The sequence below is a fragment of the Nocardia sp. NPDC019219 genome (assembly GCF_040632645.1).
GTDB lineage: Bacteria > Actinomycetota > Actinomycetes > Mycobacteriales > Mycobacteriaceae > Nocardia > Nocardia sputorum.
This window is the reverse complement of sequence record NZ_JBEYCG010000002.1, coordinates 382,913-400,206: the sequence shown is the minus strand read 5'-3', so window position 1 is coordinate 400,206 and position 17,294 is coordinate 382,913. Positions and strand designations below refer to the sequence as shown.

The following is a 17,294-nucleotide window of genomic DNA, read 5'->3' as shown; positions in this document are numbered from 1 at the left end:
ACGTCAGCTGTTCCCGCGCAATTCGTAGTAGGGGTTGAAGATCACTTTGCGTCCGTCACGGTCGCCGACCCGGCCACGGACGAGAATGCGCCGCCCCGGCTCGATGCCGGGAATGCGCCTGCGCCCGATCCAGACCAGTGTGATGGCGTCGGTGCCGTCGAAGAATTCGGCCTGGACGCTGGCGCCCGCGGACTTCGGACATGCTTCGACACTGCGGAGCCTACCGAGCATGGTGGCCTCGTCACCGCGCCGACACTCCGACGCGCGCGACGCGCCCGAGGCCTCGGAGGTCTCGGCCAGCTCTTCGGCATCCAGCTGATCGAGGTCCTGGGTCAGCCTGCGGCCCAGACGTCGAAAATACCCTGAGGCTGCGGATGACATTGTGCACGCTCTCCTGCATAGAGCAGATGGCGTGGGTCGCACACCATCGTGAGGGATCCGATCCGCACGACCTGCTGCGGCCGTACAACGCCACTGTAGATGGGCCGGGCCACCCCCGCTACGCTCGGACCGATGTTCGACTCCCCACACCCCGCCCGCGTCGTGGCGCTGCCCGGCACCGGGTCCGACGCCGACTTCGCGCGGCGTGCCTTCGGGCCCGCCAGCGCCGCACGCGGCTTGGATTTCGTCGCGGTGGAACCGGACCCGCGCCAGGTGGTGGCGAGTTGCCTGGCCGCGTTGGAGGCGGCGGCGGACGCGGCCCCGGTCCTGGTGGCCGGTATCTCGCTCGGCGCGGCGATCGCCCTGGAGTGGGCAGCCGAGCACCCGGATCGTGTCGTCGGAGTGGTGGCGGCGCTGCCCGCCTGGACCGGATCCGACACCGCCGCCTGCCCCGCCGCGCTGAGCGCGGCGGCCACCGCGGCCCAGCTGCGCGCCGACGGCCTGGCCGCGGTGATCGAGCGGATGCGGGCGAGCAGCCCCCGGTGGCTGGCGGACGCGCTGACCCAGTCGTGGCGGGCACAGTGGCCGGACCTTCCGCGGGCACTGGAGGAGGCCGCCGACTACAAGTGGCCCGCCGCCGAGCTGCTGGCCACCTTCGAGCCGCCGCTCGCGGTGATCGCCGCGGTCGACGACCCGGTGCATCCGCCCGCGGTGGCCGAGGAGTGGGCGGCGCTGGCCCCGCGCTCGCGGCTGCATCGGATCACCCTGGACGAACTCGGCGCCGATCCCGCGGTCCTCGGACACACGGGGCTCGGCGCCTTCGGGTGAGTCGCCCGGCTCAGTTCAGGCCGAGCTGCTGCATGGCCGATCCGTCCGCGCCGCGGCGCGGACCCTGCGGCATCCGCGGCACCACCGGCTGCGCGCCGGTCTGCGCCGCCACCTGCGCGGCCATCGCCTGCTGCTGGGCTTCGACCTGCTGCTGATGGGCCGCGGCCAGCTGCTCGGCCAATTGCTGCGGCAGCACCACCGGCAGCGGCTCGCGCACCGGCAGCGGGTCCTCGCCACGCCGCACGACCGTCTCGCTCAGGACCGCCCGCGCCGCCTTGACCAGCGGGGTGCCGTCGTTCGCCGCGCCCGACGGACCCGCCGCCACCAGCCGCACCATCCAGCGATAACCGTCCACGCCGATGAAACGCAGGTCAGCACCCTCGGTCAGGGCCAGCAACTCCCGGCCCCACGGTCCGTTCTCCACCGACACCCTGGCGCCGTCCTTGCGCAGCGAGTCGGCCAGATCCGCCGCGACCAGCCGCCATTGACCCGAGGTCTTGGGCGCGGCATAAGCCGCGACGGTGATCCGGCCGTGTTCCGTGGCCAAGTGCACCGCTTGCGGCTGGCCCTCCGGCGTCATCTCGACTTGCAGCTGGCCGCCCGGCGGTACCGGCACCAGCACCGACCCCAGGTCCAGCCGCTGCTCGGACACCGCGTCGAGCAGTTCTGCGACCTCGTCGTAGTCGTACGGGCCGGGCCGGCCGTGCGGACGGTCGACGTTCAGATCCACGCCCTCGTACGAGCGCTCGTCGGTGGGAGCGTCATCGTAGAAGTCGTCGTCGTACTCGTCCTCGTAGGCGGGCTCGTAGTCGCCGTAGTCCTCCGCCTCGTCGTACCGGTCGTCCTCGGCCCGGCTCGACTTCTTTCGCTTTCCGAACATTCCCGTCATGCCTCCTCGCCGGCCGCCCGGCCCACCCCGTTCGTCTGCGCGGTCAGGCTCGCGTGACCGCCGCTGGAGCCGTAGCCGCCCACCCCCCGGGTCGTCTCGTCGAGCGATTCGACCTCCAGGAAATCCACCAGCTCCACTCGCTGCACCAGCAGTTGCGCGATCCGGTCGCCGCGACGCAACTCGATCGGCGTGCGCGGGTCGTGGTTGATCAGGCACACCTTGATCTCGCCCCGATACCCCGCGTCCACCGTGCCGGGGGTGTTCACCACCGACAGCCCGGTCTTGGCCGCCAGACCCGAGCGCGGATGGATCAGGCCGACCGTGCCGACCGGTAGCGCGACCGCGACACCGGTGCCGACGAGCACCCGCTCTCCCGGCTCCAGGATGACGTCTTGCGTGGTGCACAGATCCACGCCCGCGTCGCCCGCATGGGCGCGCGTGGGCACGGGTATGCCGGGGTCCAGCCGCAGCAAGGGTATGGGTGAAAGTGCGCTCACGTTGGACGAGCCTACGCGTAGGCTGTTTGCCCTCGTGACTTAGTGTTGACTCGTGTCGGACCAGCCCAATCCCATGACGACGGACGAGAAAAAGCAGCGCGCGCACCATTACCGGGAGCGCCTGTGGGTGCCGCTGTGGTGGTGGCCGGTGGCCTTCGCCATCACCGGATTGCTCGCGGCGGAGATCCACATGGGCGCGCCGGGCCTGCGGGCGTGGCTGCCGTATGTCGTGTTGTTCCCGGTGCCGGTCTGGGTGCTGCTGTGGCTGAGCCGGCACCGCGTCGAAGTCGCGCCGGACGCGAACGGCACACCGGAGTTACGCGCCGATCGCGCACATCTACCGGTGAATTTCGTTGCCCGCGCGGCGGCCGTCGCCCCCACCGCGAAAAGCGCGGCGCTGGGTCGCCAGCTCGACCCCGCCGCCTATGTCCAGCATCGACCCTGGGTCGGGCCGATGGTCTTGCTCGTGCTCGACGACCCGGACGATCCGACGCCGTACTGGCTGGTCAGTACGCGGCGGCCCGAACGGGTCCTCGCCGCGCTCGGTCTGCCGAGCGCGGGCTGACACTTCGCTCGCTCTCGTCGAGCTCAGGCGGCGCAGTCCATGCAGATCATCTGGCCACCCTTGTCACTGGCCAGCCTGCTCCGGTGATGGACCAGGAAACAGCTGGAACAGGTGAACTCGTCGGCCTGCTTCGGGATCACCCGAACCGTCAGCACTTCCTCGGACAGGTCGGCGCCGGGAAGCTCGAACGACTCCGCGGTATCGGATTCGTCGATATCCACGACGGCGGACTGTGCCTCGTTACGACGAGCCTTCAGCTCCTCCAGCGAGTCCTCCGACACATCGTCGGATTCGGTGCGCCTCGGTGCGTCATAGTCGGTTGCCATGTCGTCTTCCCCTCGTCCTAACTCCGTATATCCCGGACCGGTCCGCTCACACCCGATTCCTGCCGGAACCGCCGCGACCGGTACCGCCCCGCCGGTGGTGCACGTCACACGTACACCGGTCTCCTATCAGGGCGGATCAGGCCGATCCACTCCCGATAGCGCTGGGTAAACGCAGGACATGCCCTTCTTGTTCCCGCGACCGACCACTGATTTCCGCACCGGTGATTCGATCTGGGCCGCCAGACAATAGCGGACCCCGGAGCAAAAGTCGCAATCAAAACCCACACGAGTCGAAAATGAGGGCCAATCGACACCGTCCGGGGAACGCACCGAGACCTTGCGCCGCGTCCCCGCCACATTTTCGTAGAGTGTGCTGGTGGTTTCACTGATCACCGAAGGCAGCGCGACGGATTCGCAAGGTCGTCCGTTCGTGCGCCGCCGCCCCCAGCCCTGGCTCATCATGCTCGGCGTTCTCGCTTTGATCTGCGGGATCGTCTGGGTGAAAGCCCTCACGACGCACGACACCGACCACACCGCGATGGCGTGCAACTCACCGAGCCCGGCCTCGGATCCCGGTGCGCCGCAAGCGACTCCGCTCGGCCAGCGGGTCGGCGCGAGCCGGCTGCAGGACGTGGAACCCGCCGCGCTGGCGGCGAGCAAGGTGCGCGTGCTGAACGCGAACAATCAGCGCGGCCAAGCCGCGCACGTTGCCGCCCAGCTAGGCGACCTCGGCTTCGCGAGCGCACCCGGAACGCAATACGGCAACGATTCGGTATATGTCAACGGCGACCTCGAATGCACCGGACAGATCCGCTTCGGCGTCAACGGCCGCCCGGCCGCCGCCTCCGTGCAGCTGGTCGCGCCGTGCGCCGAGCTGATCGAGGATCAGCGCGGCGACGACACCGTCGATCTGGTGCTCGGCTCGCTGTTCCGCGACATCCGGCCCAGCAACGACGCCGAGGAGGTGCTGCGTTCGCTGAAGAACCCGGCGCCTGGCAACTCGACCTCCATCGATATCAAGCTGCTCGACGCCGCGCGGCAGGCCCACTGCTGATCAGCGGTCCGGAATCGGCTCGGTAGCCCCGACCCGGGCCAGCAACTCGCCCAGTTCGCCGGCGATGCCGGGCGCGGCGGCGACCACCAGGTCGCCGGCGGCGCCCGGCGCCGTCGCGGGCGGAAGCGTCAGCCGCGCGCCCGCCTCCGCGGCGATCAGCGCGCCCGCGCCCCAGTCCCAGGCGTTCAATCCGTGCTCGTAGTAGGCGTCCACCCGGCCCGCCGCGACATGGCACAGATCCAGCGCCGCCGCACCGAAACGGCGGATGTCGCGCACGTGCGGCAGCACCTGCGCGACCAGTTCCGCCTGCCTGCTCCGGCGATGCCTGCCATAGGCGAACCCGGTGGCCACCAACGACATCGCGAGCGACTCGACCGGCGTGCAGCGCAGGTGCTCCACCGCGCCTTCGGCGTCGACGCGCAGCGCGCCCAGCCCGAGCCCGGCGCTGTAGGTCGCCGCCCGCGCGACATCCACCACGGCGCCCGCGACCGGCCGCCCGCCCCGCAGCGCGGCGACCGACACGGCATAGCCGGGAATGCCGTAAAGGAAGTTGACGGTGCCGTCGATCGGATCCACCACCCAGTGGACGGTGTCCGCGCTCGCGTCATCGATGCTGCCGCCGCCCTCCTCGCCGAGGATCGGATCGCCGGGGCGCTGTTCGGCGAGCAGCTTGCGGATCAGCTCTTCGGTCTCGGTGTCCACGATGGTCACCGGGTCGGTCTCGTGGCTCTTGGACTGCACCGCGCCTTCGACGTGCGCGCCCGCGGGCCCGAACACCTCGGGGCGGCGGGAGCGGACATGGGCGGCGGCTGTCTCGGCGATGTCGACCGCGACACGGCGCAACTCGGCCTCGTCGCCGCGCGCGACGATCGAGACGAAGGAGTCGGGGGTGTAGTCGGACACTGGCGATGAGGTTTCCGGCACGCCCTTCATCGCATCACACATCCTCGCCGAACGCCCAGCCTCGTGGTCCCATTACTCTTGTCGTGCACGACACAGCGCCGTCGTCGGGCATCCCATTCGCACGCCCGCTGTGGCGTCCCGGGCCCCGTGCAGCGCTGTCATCACACCGGCCAGCACAGGGAGACGAGGGGTTAGTCATGTCCGCTCGGGGGCACGCATTCGGCATCGACATCGGCGGCAGCGGCGTCAAAGGCGCCACGGTCGATCTGGCCACCGGCGAGTTGGTCCACGAGCGGATCAAGATCGCGACACCGCACCCCGCGACACCGTTCGCCGTGGCCGAGGCGGTGGCCGAGTTGGTCGACCGAGCCAAGTGGACCGGGCCGGTCGGGCTCACCCTGCCCGCGGTGGTGATCGGCGGCGTGGCGCGCACCGCGGCGAACATCGACAAGTCCTGGATCGGCACCGACGCGCGAGCGCTGTTCTCCGCCGCGCTCGGCGGTCGTCCGGTCACCGTGCTCAACGACGCGGACGCCGCGGGCATGGCCGAGGACCACTACGGCGCGGCACGGAATTTCGCGGGCCTGGTCATGCTGCTGACCTTCGGCACCGGCATCGGCTCCGCGTTGCTCTACCACGGCACGCTGGTGCCCAACACAGAGCTCGGCCACCTGGAGATCCAGGGCATGGAGAGCGAGCACCGGGCCGCGGCCTCGATCAAGGAACGCGACGGCCTGAGCTACGAGCAGTGGGCCGCACAGGTCAGCCTGGTCCTGACCACGCTGGAGAACCTGTTCTTCCCGGTCGTGTTCGTCGCGGGCGGGGGCATCAGCAGGGACTCCGAGAAGTGGATCCCCCTGCTCACCAACCGGACGCCCGTGATCCCGGCCCGCCTGCGGAACACCGCGGGCATCGTCGGCGCCGCGATGGCGATCGCGGGCGGTGTCGCCCCCTGAGGCGCGCGGGTACCGCGAGGATGCCGTTCCCTGCATCGTGCCGTAGGTACCCTGGTTAGATCGTTACAATGGAACGTGCCCGGCTGAGCCGGAGAAACCCCGACCGGCCCTCCGCCGGTGAAACCCGACAGATCGCTCCGCCGGAACACCACTCTGGCGTGACGCCGCACGAGACCGTCACGAAAGGGCGTACGTGGTAGCCACGAATACCCGTCAGACCGCCGAATCGGCCGATGCCGACTCCGCAGATGTAACCGCAGCACGGCCGGTCCGTAAGGCTGCTGCGAAGAAGGCTCCGGCGAAGAAGGCCGCCGCCAAGAAGGCGCCTGCCAAGAAGGCCGCGAAGGCGGCCAAGGCTCCCGCGAAGAAGGCCACGACCAAGAAGGCGGGACCGGACGGCGAGCCCGGCGCCGACGAGGCGCTCGAGGACGAGTCGCTCGATCTCGACGATCTCGGCGATCTGGAGGTCTCCGAGGAAGACCTCGCCGACGGCGACGAACTGGTCGACGTCGCCGAGGAAGCCGAGACCGAGGAAGCCGAGGGCGAGGAAGCCGACGAGCCGACGGCGGCGGACAAGGCCTCCGGCGATTTCGTCTGGGACGAGGAGGAATCCGAGGCGCTGCGCCAGGCCCGCAAGGACGCCGAACTCACCGCCTCCGCCGACTCGGTCCGCGCCTACCTCAAGCAGATCGGCAAGGTCGCGCTGCTCAACGCCGAAGAGGAGGTCGAACTCGCCAAGCGGATCGAGGCAGGCCTCTACGCGGCGGAGAAGGTGCGCGAGTTCGCCGAGCAGGGTGAGAAGCTGCCGGTCGCGATGCGCCGCGACTACAACTGGATCGTCCGCGACGGCAACCGGGCCAAGAACCACCTGCTGGAGGCCAACCTGCGCCTGGTCGTCTCGCTGGCCAAGCGCTACACCGGCCGCGGCATGGCGTTCCTCGACCTGATCCAGGAGGGCAACCTGGGTCTGATCCGCGCGGTGGAGAAGTTCGACTACACCAAGGGCTACAAGTTCTCCACGTACGCCACCTGGTGGATCCGGCAGGCCATCACCCGCGCCATGGCCGACCAGGCCCGCACCATCCGCATCCCGGTGCACATGGTGGAGGTCATCAACAAGCTCGGTCGCATCCAGCGCGAGTTGCTCCAGGATCTCGGTCGCGAGCCGACGCCGGAGGAACTGGCCAAGGAAATGGACATCACGCCGGAGAAGGTGCTGGAGATCCAGCAGTACGCGCGTGAACCCATCTCGCTGGACCAGACCATCGGCGACGAGGGCGACAGCCAGCTCGGTGACTTCATCGAGGACTCCGAGGCCGTGGTGGCCGTCGACGCGGTGAGCTTCACGCTGCTGCAGGATCAGCTGCAGTCGGTGCTGGAGACGCTGTCGGAGCGGGAGGCGGGCGTGGTCCGGCTGCGGTTCGGTCTCACCGACGGCCAGCCCCGCACTCTCGACGAGATCGGCCAGGTCTACGGGGTCACCCGCGAACGCATCCGCCAGATCGAGTCCAAGACCATGAGCAAGCTGCGCCACCCCAGCCGCTCCCAGGTCCTGCGCGACTACCTGGACTAGGTCGCCTGGCCTCGACGCCCGCATTCGTCGTGCCGCTCGAATATTTCCAGCGGCCGGCGAATGCGGGCGTCGCGCTTTTCCGGGAGCTGTCCTGCTCCGCGTGTCGACGTCGAACAAGACTCCGGCCGCATCCTGGCCCGACGGGCGGCCGTGTCTGCACGGGGTGGGCACGGTGAACTCGCACCCGGCACGGCAGACTTGCGGAGTGGTTGCCCTGACCTCGACTTCGCGCGTGCCGCGCTCACCGTGGACGCGGACCGTCGATCTGCGCGCCGAGTTGCGTGACACCCTGGCCTGGCTGTGCCGTCCTGGATTGCCGCGCCGGATGTTGCCTGCGATCCGGGTACATCTGGGGGCCGCGCCCGCCAGCACCGCCTACGCGTTCACGCTGTTCGTCACGTGGTGGACGTTACGCGGGGTCGGGGACTCGGTGGAGCGCAGGCTGATCTTCTCGGCGTCGACCAACCTGTACAACATGCGGCACAACCCGGTTCAGGTGCTCGTCGCCTCCGCGTTCTGGACCGAAGGCGGGTTTCCCTGGACGACCATCGCCGGTTTCCTGGTGGTCATGGCCTATGCGGAGCGCTGGCTGGGCACGGCGCGCTGGATTCTGCTGTTCGCGACCGGGCATATCGGGGCGACGCTGCTCACCGTCACCGGCATCGCCCATGCCATCGACCGCGGCGTGATTCCCTTACGAGTGGCCGTCGCCGCGGATGTCGGTACCAGTTACGGGTTCTCAGCCGTGCTGGCGGCGCTGGCGTTCCGGTTCCGGGGCAGGGTGCGACTGGTGTGGGCGGGGGCGATCCTCGTGGCGCTCGGTGCGGCGCTGTGGATCGAACCGACGTTCACCGACTACGGCCATCTGTGCGCCGCCGCCATCGGCCTGGCGGTCGGCGCGATCGCCAGTCTGTTCTGGCACCGGCTGGAACGGATCGCGACACGCAGGGCCGCGCAGGACTGATCAGGAGACCTGCGGCTCGGGGCGACCACGGCTCTGCAGGACCCCGGCCACCGGCTCGACCACGCGGGCCGCGATCGGGCCGAGCACCGCCATCAGCAGAACGTAGGTCGAGGCGAGCGCGGTGAGCTGACCGTCCATCGCGCCCGCGCTCACGGCCAGTCCCGCGATCACGATGGAGAATTCGCCGCGCGCGACCAGGGCCGCACCGGCGCGAGCCCGGCCCAGCGGCCGGATGCCCACGCGTGCGGCGGCCCACCACCCGGTCGCCACCTTGGTCACCACGGTGATCACCGCCAGCAGGATCGCCCAGCCCAGCACCGGCGGGATCGATCGCAGGTCGGTGTTCAACCCGAAGGCCACGAAGAAGATGGCCGCGAACAGGTCGCGCAGCGGCTCGAGCATTTTCGCCGCCGCGTGCGCGGTGGAACCGGAGATCGCGATGCCCAGCAGGAACGCTCCGACCGCCGCCGACACGCTCAGCGCCGAGGACGCGCCCGCCACCAGCAGCGCCGCGCCGAGCAGCGTGAGCAGGAAGACCTCGCGGTCGGCGCTGTCCACGATCGCCGACACGTACCGCCCGTAGCGCAGCGCCACCGCGAGGACCAGCGTGATGGTGAGCAGAGCCACCGCCAACGCGCGCAGCCCGCTGACCCAGCTCAGCCCGGCCAGCACCGTGGTGAGGATCGGCAGGTAGACCGCCATCGCCAGATCCTCGAAGACGAGGATGGACAGGATCACCGGCGTCTCGCGATTGCCCAGGCGGCCGAGATCGTCGAGGACTTTCGCCACGATGCCCGAGGACGAGATGTAGGTGACGCCCGCCATCGTGATCGCGCCGGAGACGCCCCAGCCCAGCATCAGCGCCACCACCGCGCCCGGCGACGCGTTGACCACGATGTCCACCAGACCGGCGGGCCAGGAACGACGCAACCCGGTGACCAGCTCCGCCGCCGTGTACTCCAAGCCGAGCAGCAAGAGCAGCAGCACCACGCCGATCTCACCGGCCACATGGCCGAAGTCGTAGGCGGCGCGGAGTTCGATGAGACCGCCCTGGCCGAAGGCGACACCGCCGAGCAGGTACAGCGGGATGGGTGACATCCCGACACGGCCCGCGACACGACCCAGCATGCCGAGAACGAAAAGAACCGCTCCGAGCTCGAGCAAGGCGAGCGCGGTGTCCGTCACGTCAGCCGTGCGTCAAGATCTTCGCGGCGGCATCCAAGCCCTCCGGAGTGCCGACGACTACGAGCAGGTCGCCCGTGGTGAAGGTGAAATCGGGTCCGGGCGAGGGATGCAACTGCCCGGCCCGCATGACCGCCACGATGGAGACCTTCGTGCGGGTGCGCATCTCGGTTTCGCCGAGGGTGCGGCCGTCGTACGGGGAGTCGTCCCCGATCGGGAGCTGGCGCGTGGTGATCCCGGGCATGTCGCGGTGGTCGTCGTTGAGCTTGGCGACCAGCTGCGGCGCGCCGAGCAGATTGGCCAGCACCGCTGCCTCGTCGGTGGTGAGCGGGATCTGCGCGGCACAGGCGTCGGGATCGTCGACCTTGGAGACGATCAGGTCGATATCACCGTCACGGTGGGCGACCACGCCGATTCGGCGACCGGAACGCACCTCGAAGTCCTTGCGGACCCCGATGCCGGGGAGTGCGGTGACGTCGACGTTCACGCCCTCCAGATTAGCCGGATCACCGCGTGCGCGAACGGATCGGTCATCACTTCGGCCGATGGCGCGTCGCCCGCGCTGTGCTGTGATGGAGGCGTGCGGCGGTGGTCGGATTTGCCGGAGCGGACGCGGGACGCGCTGGGCGCGGTGATCGCGTTCGCCGGCGGCGCGGCGCTTTACCTGTCCGGCCTGTCGACGATGACCGACCGGGGCGAGCAGGTGTCGTTGTGGGTGCGGTTCGGTGTGCTCGCCGTGCTGTGCCTGGCGACGTTCGCCCGGCGCCGCGCGCCGGTCGCGGCCATGCTGGGCGGGCTCGTGCCCTTGGCGATGGACATCCGGCTCGGCGCCACCGTGTCGGTGTGGATCATCTACGCCGACCTGATCTACGCCGCCGTGCTGTACTCCGGGCGCCGGACCGCGCGGATCACGGCACTGTCCTGGTTCGCGCTCTCGGGCGTCCTCGTAGTCCTGGTGCTGGCGCTGACCGGCGACCCACGCGCGGTGTCGCTCGCCCTGGTGGCGGTGTTCAGTTTCGTCGCGACGCCGATCTGGTGGGCGAATTCGGTGCGCACGCACAAGGAGGTGGCGCACGCCGAGCGCGCCCGCGCCCAGGCGCTGACCCTGGTCGCCGAACTCGACCGGCGCGCGGCCGTCGCCGACGAGCGCACCACGATGGCGCGCGACCTGCACGACGTGATCGCCGGGCACCTGTCGGCCATCGCGCTGCACTCGGAGGCGGCGATCGGAATACTGGACCGCCGCGAAGCCGACCCCGCGGTGGCCGGGATCATGCGGTCCATTCGGGCCGACAGCGTCAGTGCTCTGGAGGAGATGCGCACCATGATCGGATTGCTGCGCAGCGACGACGCGGCGGAGGAGATCGCCGCGCCCCGCACGCTCGCACAGCTGCCGATCCTGGTGGACGCCGCCCGCGCCGCGGGGGTTTCGGTGCTGGTACGCGAATCGCCCACCGGCGCAGCGCTGCCCAGTGCGGTCGGCCAGGCCGCCTATCGCATCGTGCAGGAAGCTATGACCAACGCCATGAAACACGCACCGGGACAGGAGATCCGCATCGACGTGCGCACCGAGGAGGGAATGCTGACCATATCCGTCGACAACCGGATCGGGCCGCGGCGACCATCCGGCGGGAAGGATCGAGCTGGACGCGGTCTGGTGAATATGCGCGAGCGTGCGGCTGCGCTCGGCGGAAGCCTGCGCGCCGGAACGGATTCCGGCCGGTGGGAAGTCCTGGCCAGCCTGCCGCTCGGATCGACGGACGCCGCATGACGATCCGGGTGGTGATCGCCGACGACCACGCCGCGATTCGCGCGGGCCTGCGGATGATCCTGGACGCCGAGGACGACATCGAGGTGGTCGGCGAAGCGGCCGACGGCGATGTCGCGGTGGCGCAGGCCAAAGCGCTGCGGCCACAGGTGGTGCTGATGGACGTGCGGATGCCGGGGGTGGACGGCATCACCGCCACCGAGCGGATCACCGCGGCGGGTCTGGCCGAGGTGCTGATCCTGACCACCTTCGACTTGGACGAGTACGTCTTTCGCACGCTGCGCGCGGGCGCTTCGGGGTTCGTGCTGAAATCGACGTCGGGACGGGCCCTGGTCGAGGCGGTGCGCGCGGTGGCGGCGGGTGACGGCGTGCTGGCTCCGGAAGTGACGCGAGCGGTGATCGCGGCGTTCGCCTCGAACGGCGCGGGCACGCGACCGGCTCCCGCCGGGCTCCACGGGCTCACCGAGCGGGAACGCGAAGTGCTCGAGTGTCTCGGCGACGGCTTGTCCAACGCGCAGATCGCGGGCCGGTTGTTCATCGGCGAGACGACCGTGAAGACGCACGTCTCCCGGGTGCTGACGAAACTCGGTGTGCGGTCGCGGGTTCAGGCCGCCATCGTGGCGCGCGAGATCCGCGACCGGTGATCACGCCGTGCGTGGGGCGAAACTCCCGTCCGACTCGGGCGGGTAGTCCTCGACTCCGGTGACCGCGGCCACCGGCAAGGGGCCGTATAGATGCGGGAAGAGCATCGATTCCGGGTCGGTGGGGACGCCGGGCTCCCATTCGATCGGCGAACCCACGCGGCGGGCGTCGATCCGCAGCAGCACGAGATCACGCCGTCCGCGGAACAAGCGGTTTGCGGGCAAGTGCACCTGCTGGGGCGTGGAGAGATGGATGAACCCCGCTTCGGCGAGCGAGGGCGCACGGTACTCCCCCGTTTGCCGAGCGGAAAGCCATTCGTCCAAAGTGCATAGGTGAACAAGTGTGTGAGTGTCATAGGTCACGGGTAATCTCCCGGTAGACAACTGGATCGGCCGATCGAGGGTGTGACGCAGTGCACATCGACGACAGGACCTGTGGCGTTCGCCCGTAGCGAAATCCCTGGTCGTGTTATCGAAAACACACTGCTTCCTACGCGGGAACAAAGTCCCCCGTCCCGAACGTCTGACAGAGTAGTCATACCCCTGCTGGGAAGTAGCGGTAGCGAGCTCGTGGTGAGTGACCACGGGCCCCACACCAGGTGAACGGTCGTCGGGACCGGGAGCCAGGACGGAGGAGTCATGCCAGGAACCCTGACAAGCACCCCACTGACCGCGGTCGATCGTTGCGACCGCTGCGGGGCGGCCGCCCGAGTGCGCGCCGTACTGCCCGCAGGTGGAGAGTTGCTCTTCTGCCAGCACCACGCGAACGAACACATGGATCGGCTGCGTGAGCTGGACGCCGTGATCGACACGGAGTCCGCTCCCGCGCTCTGATCTGCTCCTCGCGTCCTGACACAACAGCATCGGACAACAGAACACCGTTTCCACCGGCAGCGGGCGACCAAGAGGTCGCCCGCTGTCGGCGTGTCCGGAGGCGTTCAGGCTCCGGGCACCGCGCCGAGAATGCCGTCCAGCAGCCTGGCCAGGCCGAATTCGAAGGAGCCGTCGGGGTCGGCGGGCGCCTGATACAGCTCACCGACCGCGGCCCCGACGCGTGACGAGAGCGGGAAACGGCTCGGCGGCATGACCTCGGCCAGCAGCGGGCCGTGCACCTCCCACCACCGCGCGTCGCTCATCCGCCCGGTCTCTCTGGCCGCGGCCACCGCCATGCGCGCGTTCCCGGTGGCGAACTCCGACAACACGGCGATCACCCGGTCCATCACCACGTCCGGCAGGCCGAGCCCATCGATCGCGGCGAGCTGCCGTTCGTAGCGGCGCATCCGCCCCGGCCCGAGTACCAGCCGCCACGGCGGGACGTCGAGCAGCCAGGGATGTGCGACGAGTTCCGCACGGACCTGTCTGGCCACGGCCGCCATCCGCTCGCGCGGCGGCAGATCGCCGGGGATGGGCGGATCCTCGTCGGCGACCGCGTCGACCATGAGGATCGTCAGCGCGTCCTTGCTCGGCACGTAGGTGTAGAGACCCATCGGCCGCAGCCCGAGTTCGGCGGCGACGGCTCGGATGGAGACCTTGTCGTAGCCGTCGCGGTCGGCGAGCGCGACCGCCGCCGCGACCACCGCGTCGACGCTCACGGTCGGCTTCGGACCGCGCCCCACCGGTGGCGGCGGAAGTTGGTGCCGCCACAGCAGGCCCATCAGCCGCCTGGCCTGGTCGAATGCGCTGTCCTCGCTCACCGGCTCCTCGGGGAATCAATTCGATACGGTGTACGTTGTTATACTACTCCGTACACTATACGTTGATTAAGGGGTGCGCCCTGCCAAGCACACACGCCACATATCTACCCGATCGGCACATGTTCGCGCTCTGGTCCTGGACGGGACATACCACCGGTCCCCACCCAGCCGGTCCGGGTGACCGCGAGACCGTCGCCCTGGCCGTCCCGGTCGCGGACGGAGCCCTCGCGGTCGCGGAGGTCGACGCCGTGCTGGTCGACGCCCAGACTCTCGCCGGTTCGAGGCCCGAGCAGCCGGGCGAGTCGGTCCTGTCCTGGCAGCGGATCGTGCGCTCCGTTCTCGCCGATCCAGCCGGGGAGCCGCTCGACACGGACGCCGATGCCTTGCCCATCGCGGCACACGCGGTGCCGGACGCGTCCGGCACCGCGATCGTCGCCGCGCACCACGCGGTGCGCGTCCTGCGCGACACCGAGGCGGTCACCGCGGACCTGCGGGCGACGTTGAAAGCGCAGCTGCGGCCGTACCAGGCCCGCGGGGTCGGCTGGCTACGCGAAACGGTGGCCGCGCACGGCGGCGCGGTGCTCGCCGACGAGATGGGCCTCGGCAAGACCGTCCAGACCATCGGTTTCCTGCTCGACCGGGCCGCGGCGGGCCCGCAACTGGTGGTGTGCCCGACCTCGCTGGTCGGCAACTGGGCACACGAGATCGGCCGGTTCGCGCCGGGGCTCCGCGCGGTCGTCTGGCGTGGCGGCACCGTCGCCGCCGACGCCGGCACCATCGTCGTCACCGGTTATCCGACCTTGCGGCTGCACGGGCAGGTGCTGGCGCAGCAGGACTGGGCGACGACCGTCTTCGACGAGGCGCAGGCGCTGAAGAATCCCCGCACCCAGATCGCGAAGGCCGCGCGCGGAATCGACGCGGCCGCGACGGTCGCGCTCACGGGCACGCCGGTGGAGAACCATCTCGAGGAGTTGTGGGCCCTGCTGCACCTGGTGGCGCCCCGGCTGTTCGGGCACCGGACGCAATTCCGGCGGCGCTTCGTACGACCGATCCACGAGGGGTCGGCGGCCGCCGCGGCGCGGTTGCGCGACACCATCGAACCGGTGGTGCTGGCACGAACCAAGCGTCAGGTCGCCGCGGCCCTTCCCGCGAAGATCCACAGTGACCTGCTCTGCGACCTCACCGCCGAGCAGGAGCGGCTCTACGACCAGTTGCTCGACAAAGCCGTCGACGACGGATTCGGCGCGGGCATCGAGCGTCACGGCCGCGTGCTCGCGGCGCTGACCGCACTCAAGCAGGTGTGCAACCATCCCGGCCTGATCACCGGCGACCTCGACGAGTTGACCGGCCGGTCCGGAAAACTCGACCTGTGCACCGACATCATCGCCACCAATCTCGAAACCGACAGTCCCACATTGATTTTCACCCAGTACCGGCAGACCGGTGAGTTGCTCGTCCGGCATCTGGCCGACCGGTTCGGGGTGACCGCGCCGTTCTTCCACGGTGGGCTCTCGCAGGCCGAGCGCGCCGAGATCGTCACCCGGTTCCAGGCCGAGGACGGGCCACCGGTGCTGGTGCTCAGCCTGCGCGCGGCGGGCACCGGGCTCACCCTGACCCGCGCCGCCGACGTCGTCCACTTCGATCGCTGGTGGAATCCCGCGGTCGAGGCGCAGGCCTCCGACCGGGTGCACCGGATCGGCCAGACCCGCACGGTCACCGTCACCACGCTCACCTCCACCACCACCGTGGAGGAGCACATCGCGGGCATGCACGACCGTAAGGCGGCGTTGCGCGACCTCGGCGACGCGGCGGGCATCGCGGCTCTGGCCGCGCTGGACGACGACCAGTTGATCGAGATCTTGCGCCGCAAGAGGGAGTACTGATGGCGGACAACGAATTCGGTTACACGGCGTGGGGCATGGACTGGGTACGGCTGGCGGAGCCGCTGCGCCAGACCCGGCCGGACCCGCTGTTGCCCCGCGCCCGCAGCATCGCCCGGAACAACGGCGTACTAGCCACCGTCGAGGGACGGGTGGTGCGCGCCACCATCCACCGCGGCGGGCAGGCGTCGGTGACCCACCTCGAGGTCGCGCCGCTGTCCCGGCAAACGATCACCGCCGTCGCCGGGATCGTCCCGGACCTGCCCGTGCCGACCGATGACATGCACCGCGCGATCACGGCGGCCGGGATCTCGATCGCGCCCGTTCTCGCCGGCGCCGACTGTTCGTGCGCGGCACGCAAGGCACGGTGCGTGCACGTCCTGGCCGTCTACTACGAGATGGCGCGGCAAGTCGACGAGGATCCGCGACTCGGGTTGGCGATCCAGGGCTATTTCGACGCCGTGCCCCGGGATGCGGACGAATCCACACCACAGGCTCGGTGGACGCCGATCAGTGCGCTGGATCCTCAGCGCTTCTTCACGACGACGCCCGGCTGAACGGCGAGAGGCAATCCCGCACGCCGCTCGAGGACATCACTCCGGCCGCCGCGCCCGGAAGCGGAAACTCGAAGCGCCGGTATCGATCTCCACATCGGTGAAGCCGATCCGGCGCAGCCGGTCGGCGGCAGTCTCCGGTGGCACGGGCACGCAGGTGTCGCCGAGGTGCATCAGCCGGAACATCCGGCCGTCGAGCCCGTCGCTGCCCGCGAACACGCCGCCCGGACGCAGGACTCGCAGGGCTTCGGCGAACACCGCGTCCTGCCTACCGGGTGTCGGTACGTGGTGCAGCATCGTGAAGCAGACCACGGAGTCGAATCGCCCGGTCGGCAGCGGCATCTCGGCTCCGTCGCCGTCGATCACCGTCATCGCCGCGCCGTGCCGGTCGCGCAACCGCGCGGCCAGCACCGGATCGATCTCGACACCGGTGAGCGCGGAGGTGCGAGCCAGCAACGCGGACACGTTCGCGCCGTAACCAGGGCCGATCTCGACAGTGTCAGCACCGAGATCGAGGCCGGACAGCGCCCACGGCACGATGCGCGTCGCGCTGGTCTTCTCCCACATCGACGAGCGGCACAGCAATCGGTGAAAGATGTTCATCGCCATGCCTGTGACGCTACGAACGGATCGCGCCGG

At 69.8% G+C, this 17,294-nt stretch carries 21 protein-coding genes; 11 read left to right on the top strand and 10 right to left on the bottom strand.

The genetic code is table 11. The features are described 5' to 3' along the window. Positions 1-3: 3 nt before the first annotated feature. Positions 4-381: an OB-fold nucleic acid binding domain-containing protein gene (locus ABZ552_RS06325; RefSeq protein WP_040867807.1), complete on the bottom strand. Its 378-nt coding sequence runs from the start codon at positions 379-381 to the stop codon at positions 4-6. A 132-nt stretch (positions 382-513) separates the two neighbouring features. Between ABZ552_RS06325 and ABZ552_RS06320 the strand changes: the two genes are divergently transcribed. Next, on the top strand, positions 514-1,209 hold the full coding sequence (locus tag ABZ552_RS06320; protein ID WP_281878844.1) for an alpha/beta fold hydrolase: 696 nt from the start codon (positions 514-516) through the stop codon (positions 1,207-1,209). Positions 1,210-1,219: 10 nt separating this feature from the next. Here ABZ552_RS06320 and ABZ552_RS06315 read toward each other — a convergent pair whose 3' ends face one another. Together ABZ552_RS06315 and dut are read right to left on the bottom strand one after the other, a co-directional pair. Then, positions 1,220-2,089, bottom strand: a complete 870-nt coding sequence (locus ABZ552_RS06315) for a DUF3710 domain-containing protein (RefSeq protein WP_281878843.1) — start codon at positions 2,087-2,089, stop codon at positions 1,220-1,222. 5 nt (positions 2,090-2,094) lie between these two features. Then, a complete protein-coding gene (gene dut, locus ABZ552_RS06310) occupies positions 2,095-2,595 on the bottom strand; it encodes a dUTP diphosphatase (RefSeq protein WP_281878842.1) in 501 nt (166 codons plus the stop codon). Positions 2,596-2,668: 73 nt separating this feature from the next. Between dut and ABZ552_RS06305 the strand changes: the two genes are divergently transcribed. Next, a complete protein-coding gene (locus tag ABZ552_RS06305; protein WP_281880862.1) occupies positions 2,669-3,160 on the top strand; it encodes a DUF3093 domain-containing protein in 492 nt (163 codons plus the stop codon). Between the two features lie 23 nt (positions 3,161-3,183). On the opposite strand, the gene ABZ552_RS06300 is transcribed toward ABZ552_RS06305, so the two are convergent. Beyond that, positions 3,184-3,486, bottom strand: a complete 303-nt coding sequence (locus tag ABZ552_RS06300) for a DUF4193 domain-containing protein (protein ID WP_014351871.1) — start codon at positions 3,484-3,486, stop codon at positions 3,184-3,186. 376 nt (positions 3,487-3,862) lie between these two features. On the opposite strand from ABZ552_RS06300, the gene cei reads away from it, so the two are divergent. Next, the gene (gene cei / locus ABZ552_RS06295) at positions 3,863-4,540 is read left to right on the top strand and encodes an envelope integrity protein Cei (RefSeq protein WP_281878841.1); all 678 of its coding nucleotides are present in this window, start codon (positions 3,863-3,865) and stop codon (positions 4,538-4,540) included. On the opposite strand, the gene ABZ552_RS06290 is transcribed toward cei, so the two are convergent. Further along, on the bottom strand, positions 4,541-5,443 hold the full coding sequence (locus ABZ552_RS06290; protein ID WP_281878840.1) for an inositol monophosphatase family protein: 903 nt from the start codon (positions 5,441-5,443) through the stop codon (positions 4,541-4,543). 197 nt (positions 5,444-5,640) lie between these two features. On the opposite strand from ABZ552_RS06290, the gene ppgK reads away from it, so the two are divergent. The 3 genes from ppgK to ABZ552_RS06275 all read left to right on the top strand — a co-directional run bounded on the left by ppgK (position 5,641) and on the right by ABZ552_RS06275 (position 8,936). Beyond that, entirely contained in the window at positions 5,641-6,399 is a 759-nt protein-coding gene (gene ppgK / locus ABZ552_RS06285) for a polyphosphate--glucose phosphotransferase (RefSeq protein WP_281878839.1), read from the top strand. Positions 6,400-6,592: 193 nt separating this feature from the next. Beyond that, positions 6,593-7,972 carry an RNA polymerase sigma factor gene (locus tag ABZ552_RS06280; protein WP_281878838.1) on the top strand — a complete coding sequence of 460 codons (1,380 nt, stop codon included), beginning with the start codon at positions 6,593-6,595 and terminating at the stop codon, positions 7,970-7,972. Between the two features lie 205 nt (positions 7,973-8,177). Continuing rightward, positions 8,178-8,936: a rhomboid-like protein gene (locus tag ABZ552_RS06275; protein WP_357435855.1), complete on the top strand. Its 759-nt coding sequence runs from the start codon at positions 8,178-8,180 to the stop codon at positions 8,934-8,936. Here ABZ552_RS06275 and ABZ552_RS06270 read toward each other — a convergent pair whose 3' ends face one another. After that, positions 8,937-10,121: a cation:proton antiporter gene (locus tag ABZ552_RS06270; protein ID WP_281917819.1), complete on the bottom strand. Its 1,185-nt coding sequence runs from the start codon at positions 10,119-10,121 to the stop codon at positions 8,937-8,939. It lies immediately after the preceding gene. Between the two features lies 1 nt (position 10,122). After that, a complete protein-coding gene (locus tag ABZ552_RS06265) occupies positions 10,123-10,605 on the bottom strand; it encodes a cation:proton antiporter regulatory subunit (RefSeq protein WP_357435853.1) in 483 nt (160 codons plus the stop codon). Positions 10,606-10,716: 111 nt separating this feature from the next. Between ABZ552_RS06265 and ABZ552_RS06260 the strand changes: the two genes are divergently transcribed. Both ABZ552_RS06260 and ABZ552_RS06255 read left to right on the top strand, forming a co-directional pair. After that, positions 10,717-11,889 carry a histidine kinase gene (locus tag ABZ552_RS06260; RefSeq protein ID WP_357435851.1) on the top strand — a complete coding sequence of 391 codons (1,173 nt, stop codon included), beginning with the start codon at positions 10,717-10,719 and terminating at the stop codon, positions 11,887-11,889. Further along, positions 11,886-12,530 carry a response regulator transcription factor gene (locus ABZ552_RS06255; protein ID WP_281878831.1) on the top strand — a complete coding sequence of 215 codons (645 nt, stop codon included), beginning with the start codon at positions 11,886-11,888 and terminating at the stop codon, positions 12,528-12,530. Before ABZ552_RS06260 ends, ABZ552_RS06255 begins: the two co-directional genes overlap by 4 nt. Here the strand turns inward: ABZ552_RS06255 and ABZ552_RS06250 are convergent, their stop codons facing one another. After that, positions 12,531-12,890, bottom strand: coding sequence for a DUF952 domain-containing protein (locus ABZ552_RS06250; protein WP_281878830.1), 360 nt, complete (start codon positions 12,888-12,890; stop codon positions 12,531-12,533). Positions 12,891-13,166: 276 nt separating this feature from the next. Here ABZ552_RS06250 and ABZ552_RS06245 point away from each other — a divergent pair, with 276 nt between their 5' ends. Further along, on the top strand, positions 13,167-13,361 hold the full coding sequence (locus tag ABZ552_RS06245; RefSeq protein ID WP_036538000.1) for a hypothetical protein: 195 nt from the start codon (positions 13,167-13,169) through the stop codon (positions 13,359-13,361). A gap of 104 nt (positions 13,362-13,465) precedes the next feature. On the opposite strand, the gene ABZ552_RS06240 is transcribed toward ABZ552_RS06245, so the two are convergent. Further along, the gene (locus ABZ552_RS06240) at positions 13,466-14,182 is read right to left on the bottom strand and encodes a TetR/AcrR family transcriptional regulator C-terminal domain-containing protein (protein WP_281880861.1); all 717 of its coding nucleotides are present in this window, start codon (positions 14,180-14,182) and stop codon (positions 13,466-13,468) included. Positions 14,183-14,340: 158 nt separating this feature from the next. Here ABZ552_RS06240 and ABZ552_RS06235 point away from each other — a divergent pair, with 158 nt between their 5' ends. Continuing rightward, positions 14,341-16,104, top strand: a complete 1,764-nt coding sequence (locus ABZ552_RS06235; protein ID WP_357435849.1) for a DEAD/DEAH box helicase — start codon at positions 14,341-14,343, stop codon at positions 16,102-16,104. Further along, complete coding sequence (locus ABZ552_RS06230) at positions 16,104-16,658, top strand: SWIM zinc finger family protein (RefSeq protein WP_281878826.1); 555 nt, start codon at positions 16,104-16,106, stop codon at positions 16,656-16,658. The genes ABZ552_RS06235 and ABZ552_RS06230 overlap by 1 nt, the downstream gene beginning before the upstream one ends. 36 nt (positions 16,659-16,694) lie before the next feature. On the opposite strand, the gene ABZ552_RS06225 is transcribed toward ABZ552_RS06230, so the two are convergent. Next, positions 16,695-17,264 carry a class I SAM-dependent methyltransferase gene (locus tag ABZ552_RS06225; RefSeq protein ID WP_357435847.1) on the bottom strand — a complete coding sequence of 190 codons (570 nt, stop codon included), beginning with the start codon at positions 17,262-17,264 and terminating at the stop codon, positions 16,695-16,697. Positions 17,265-17,294: the final 30 nt, after the last annotated feature.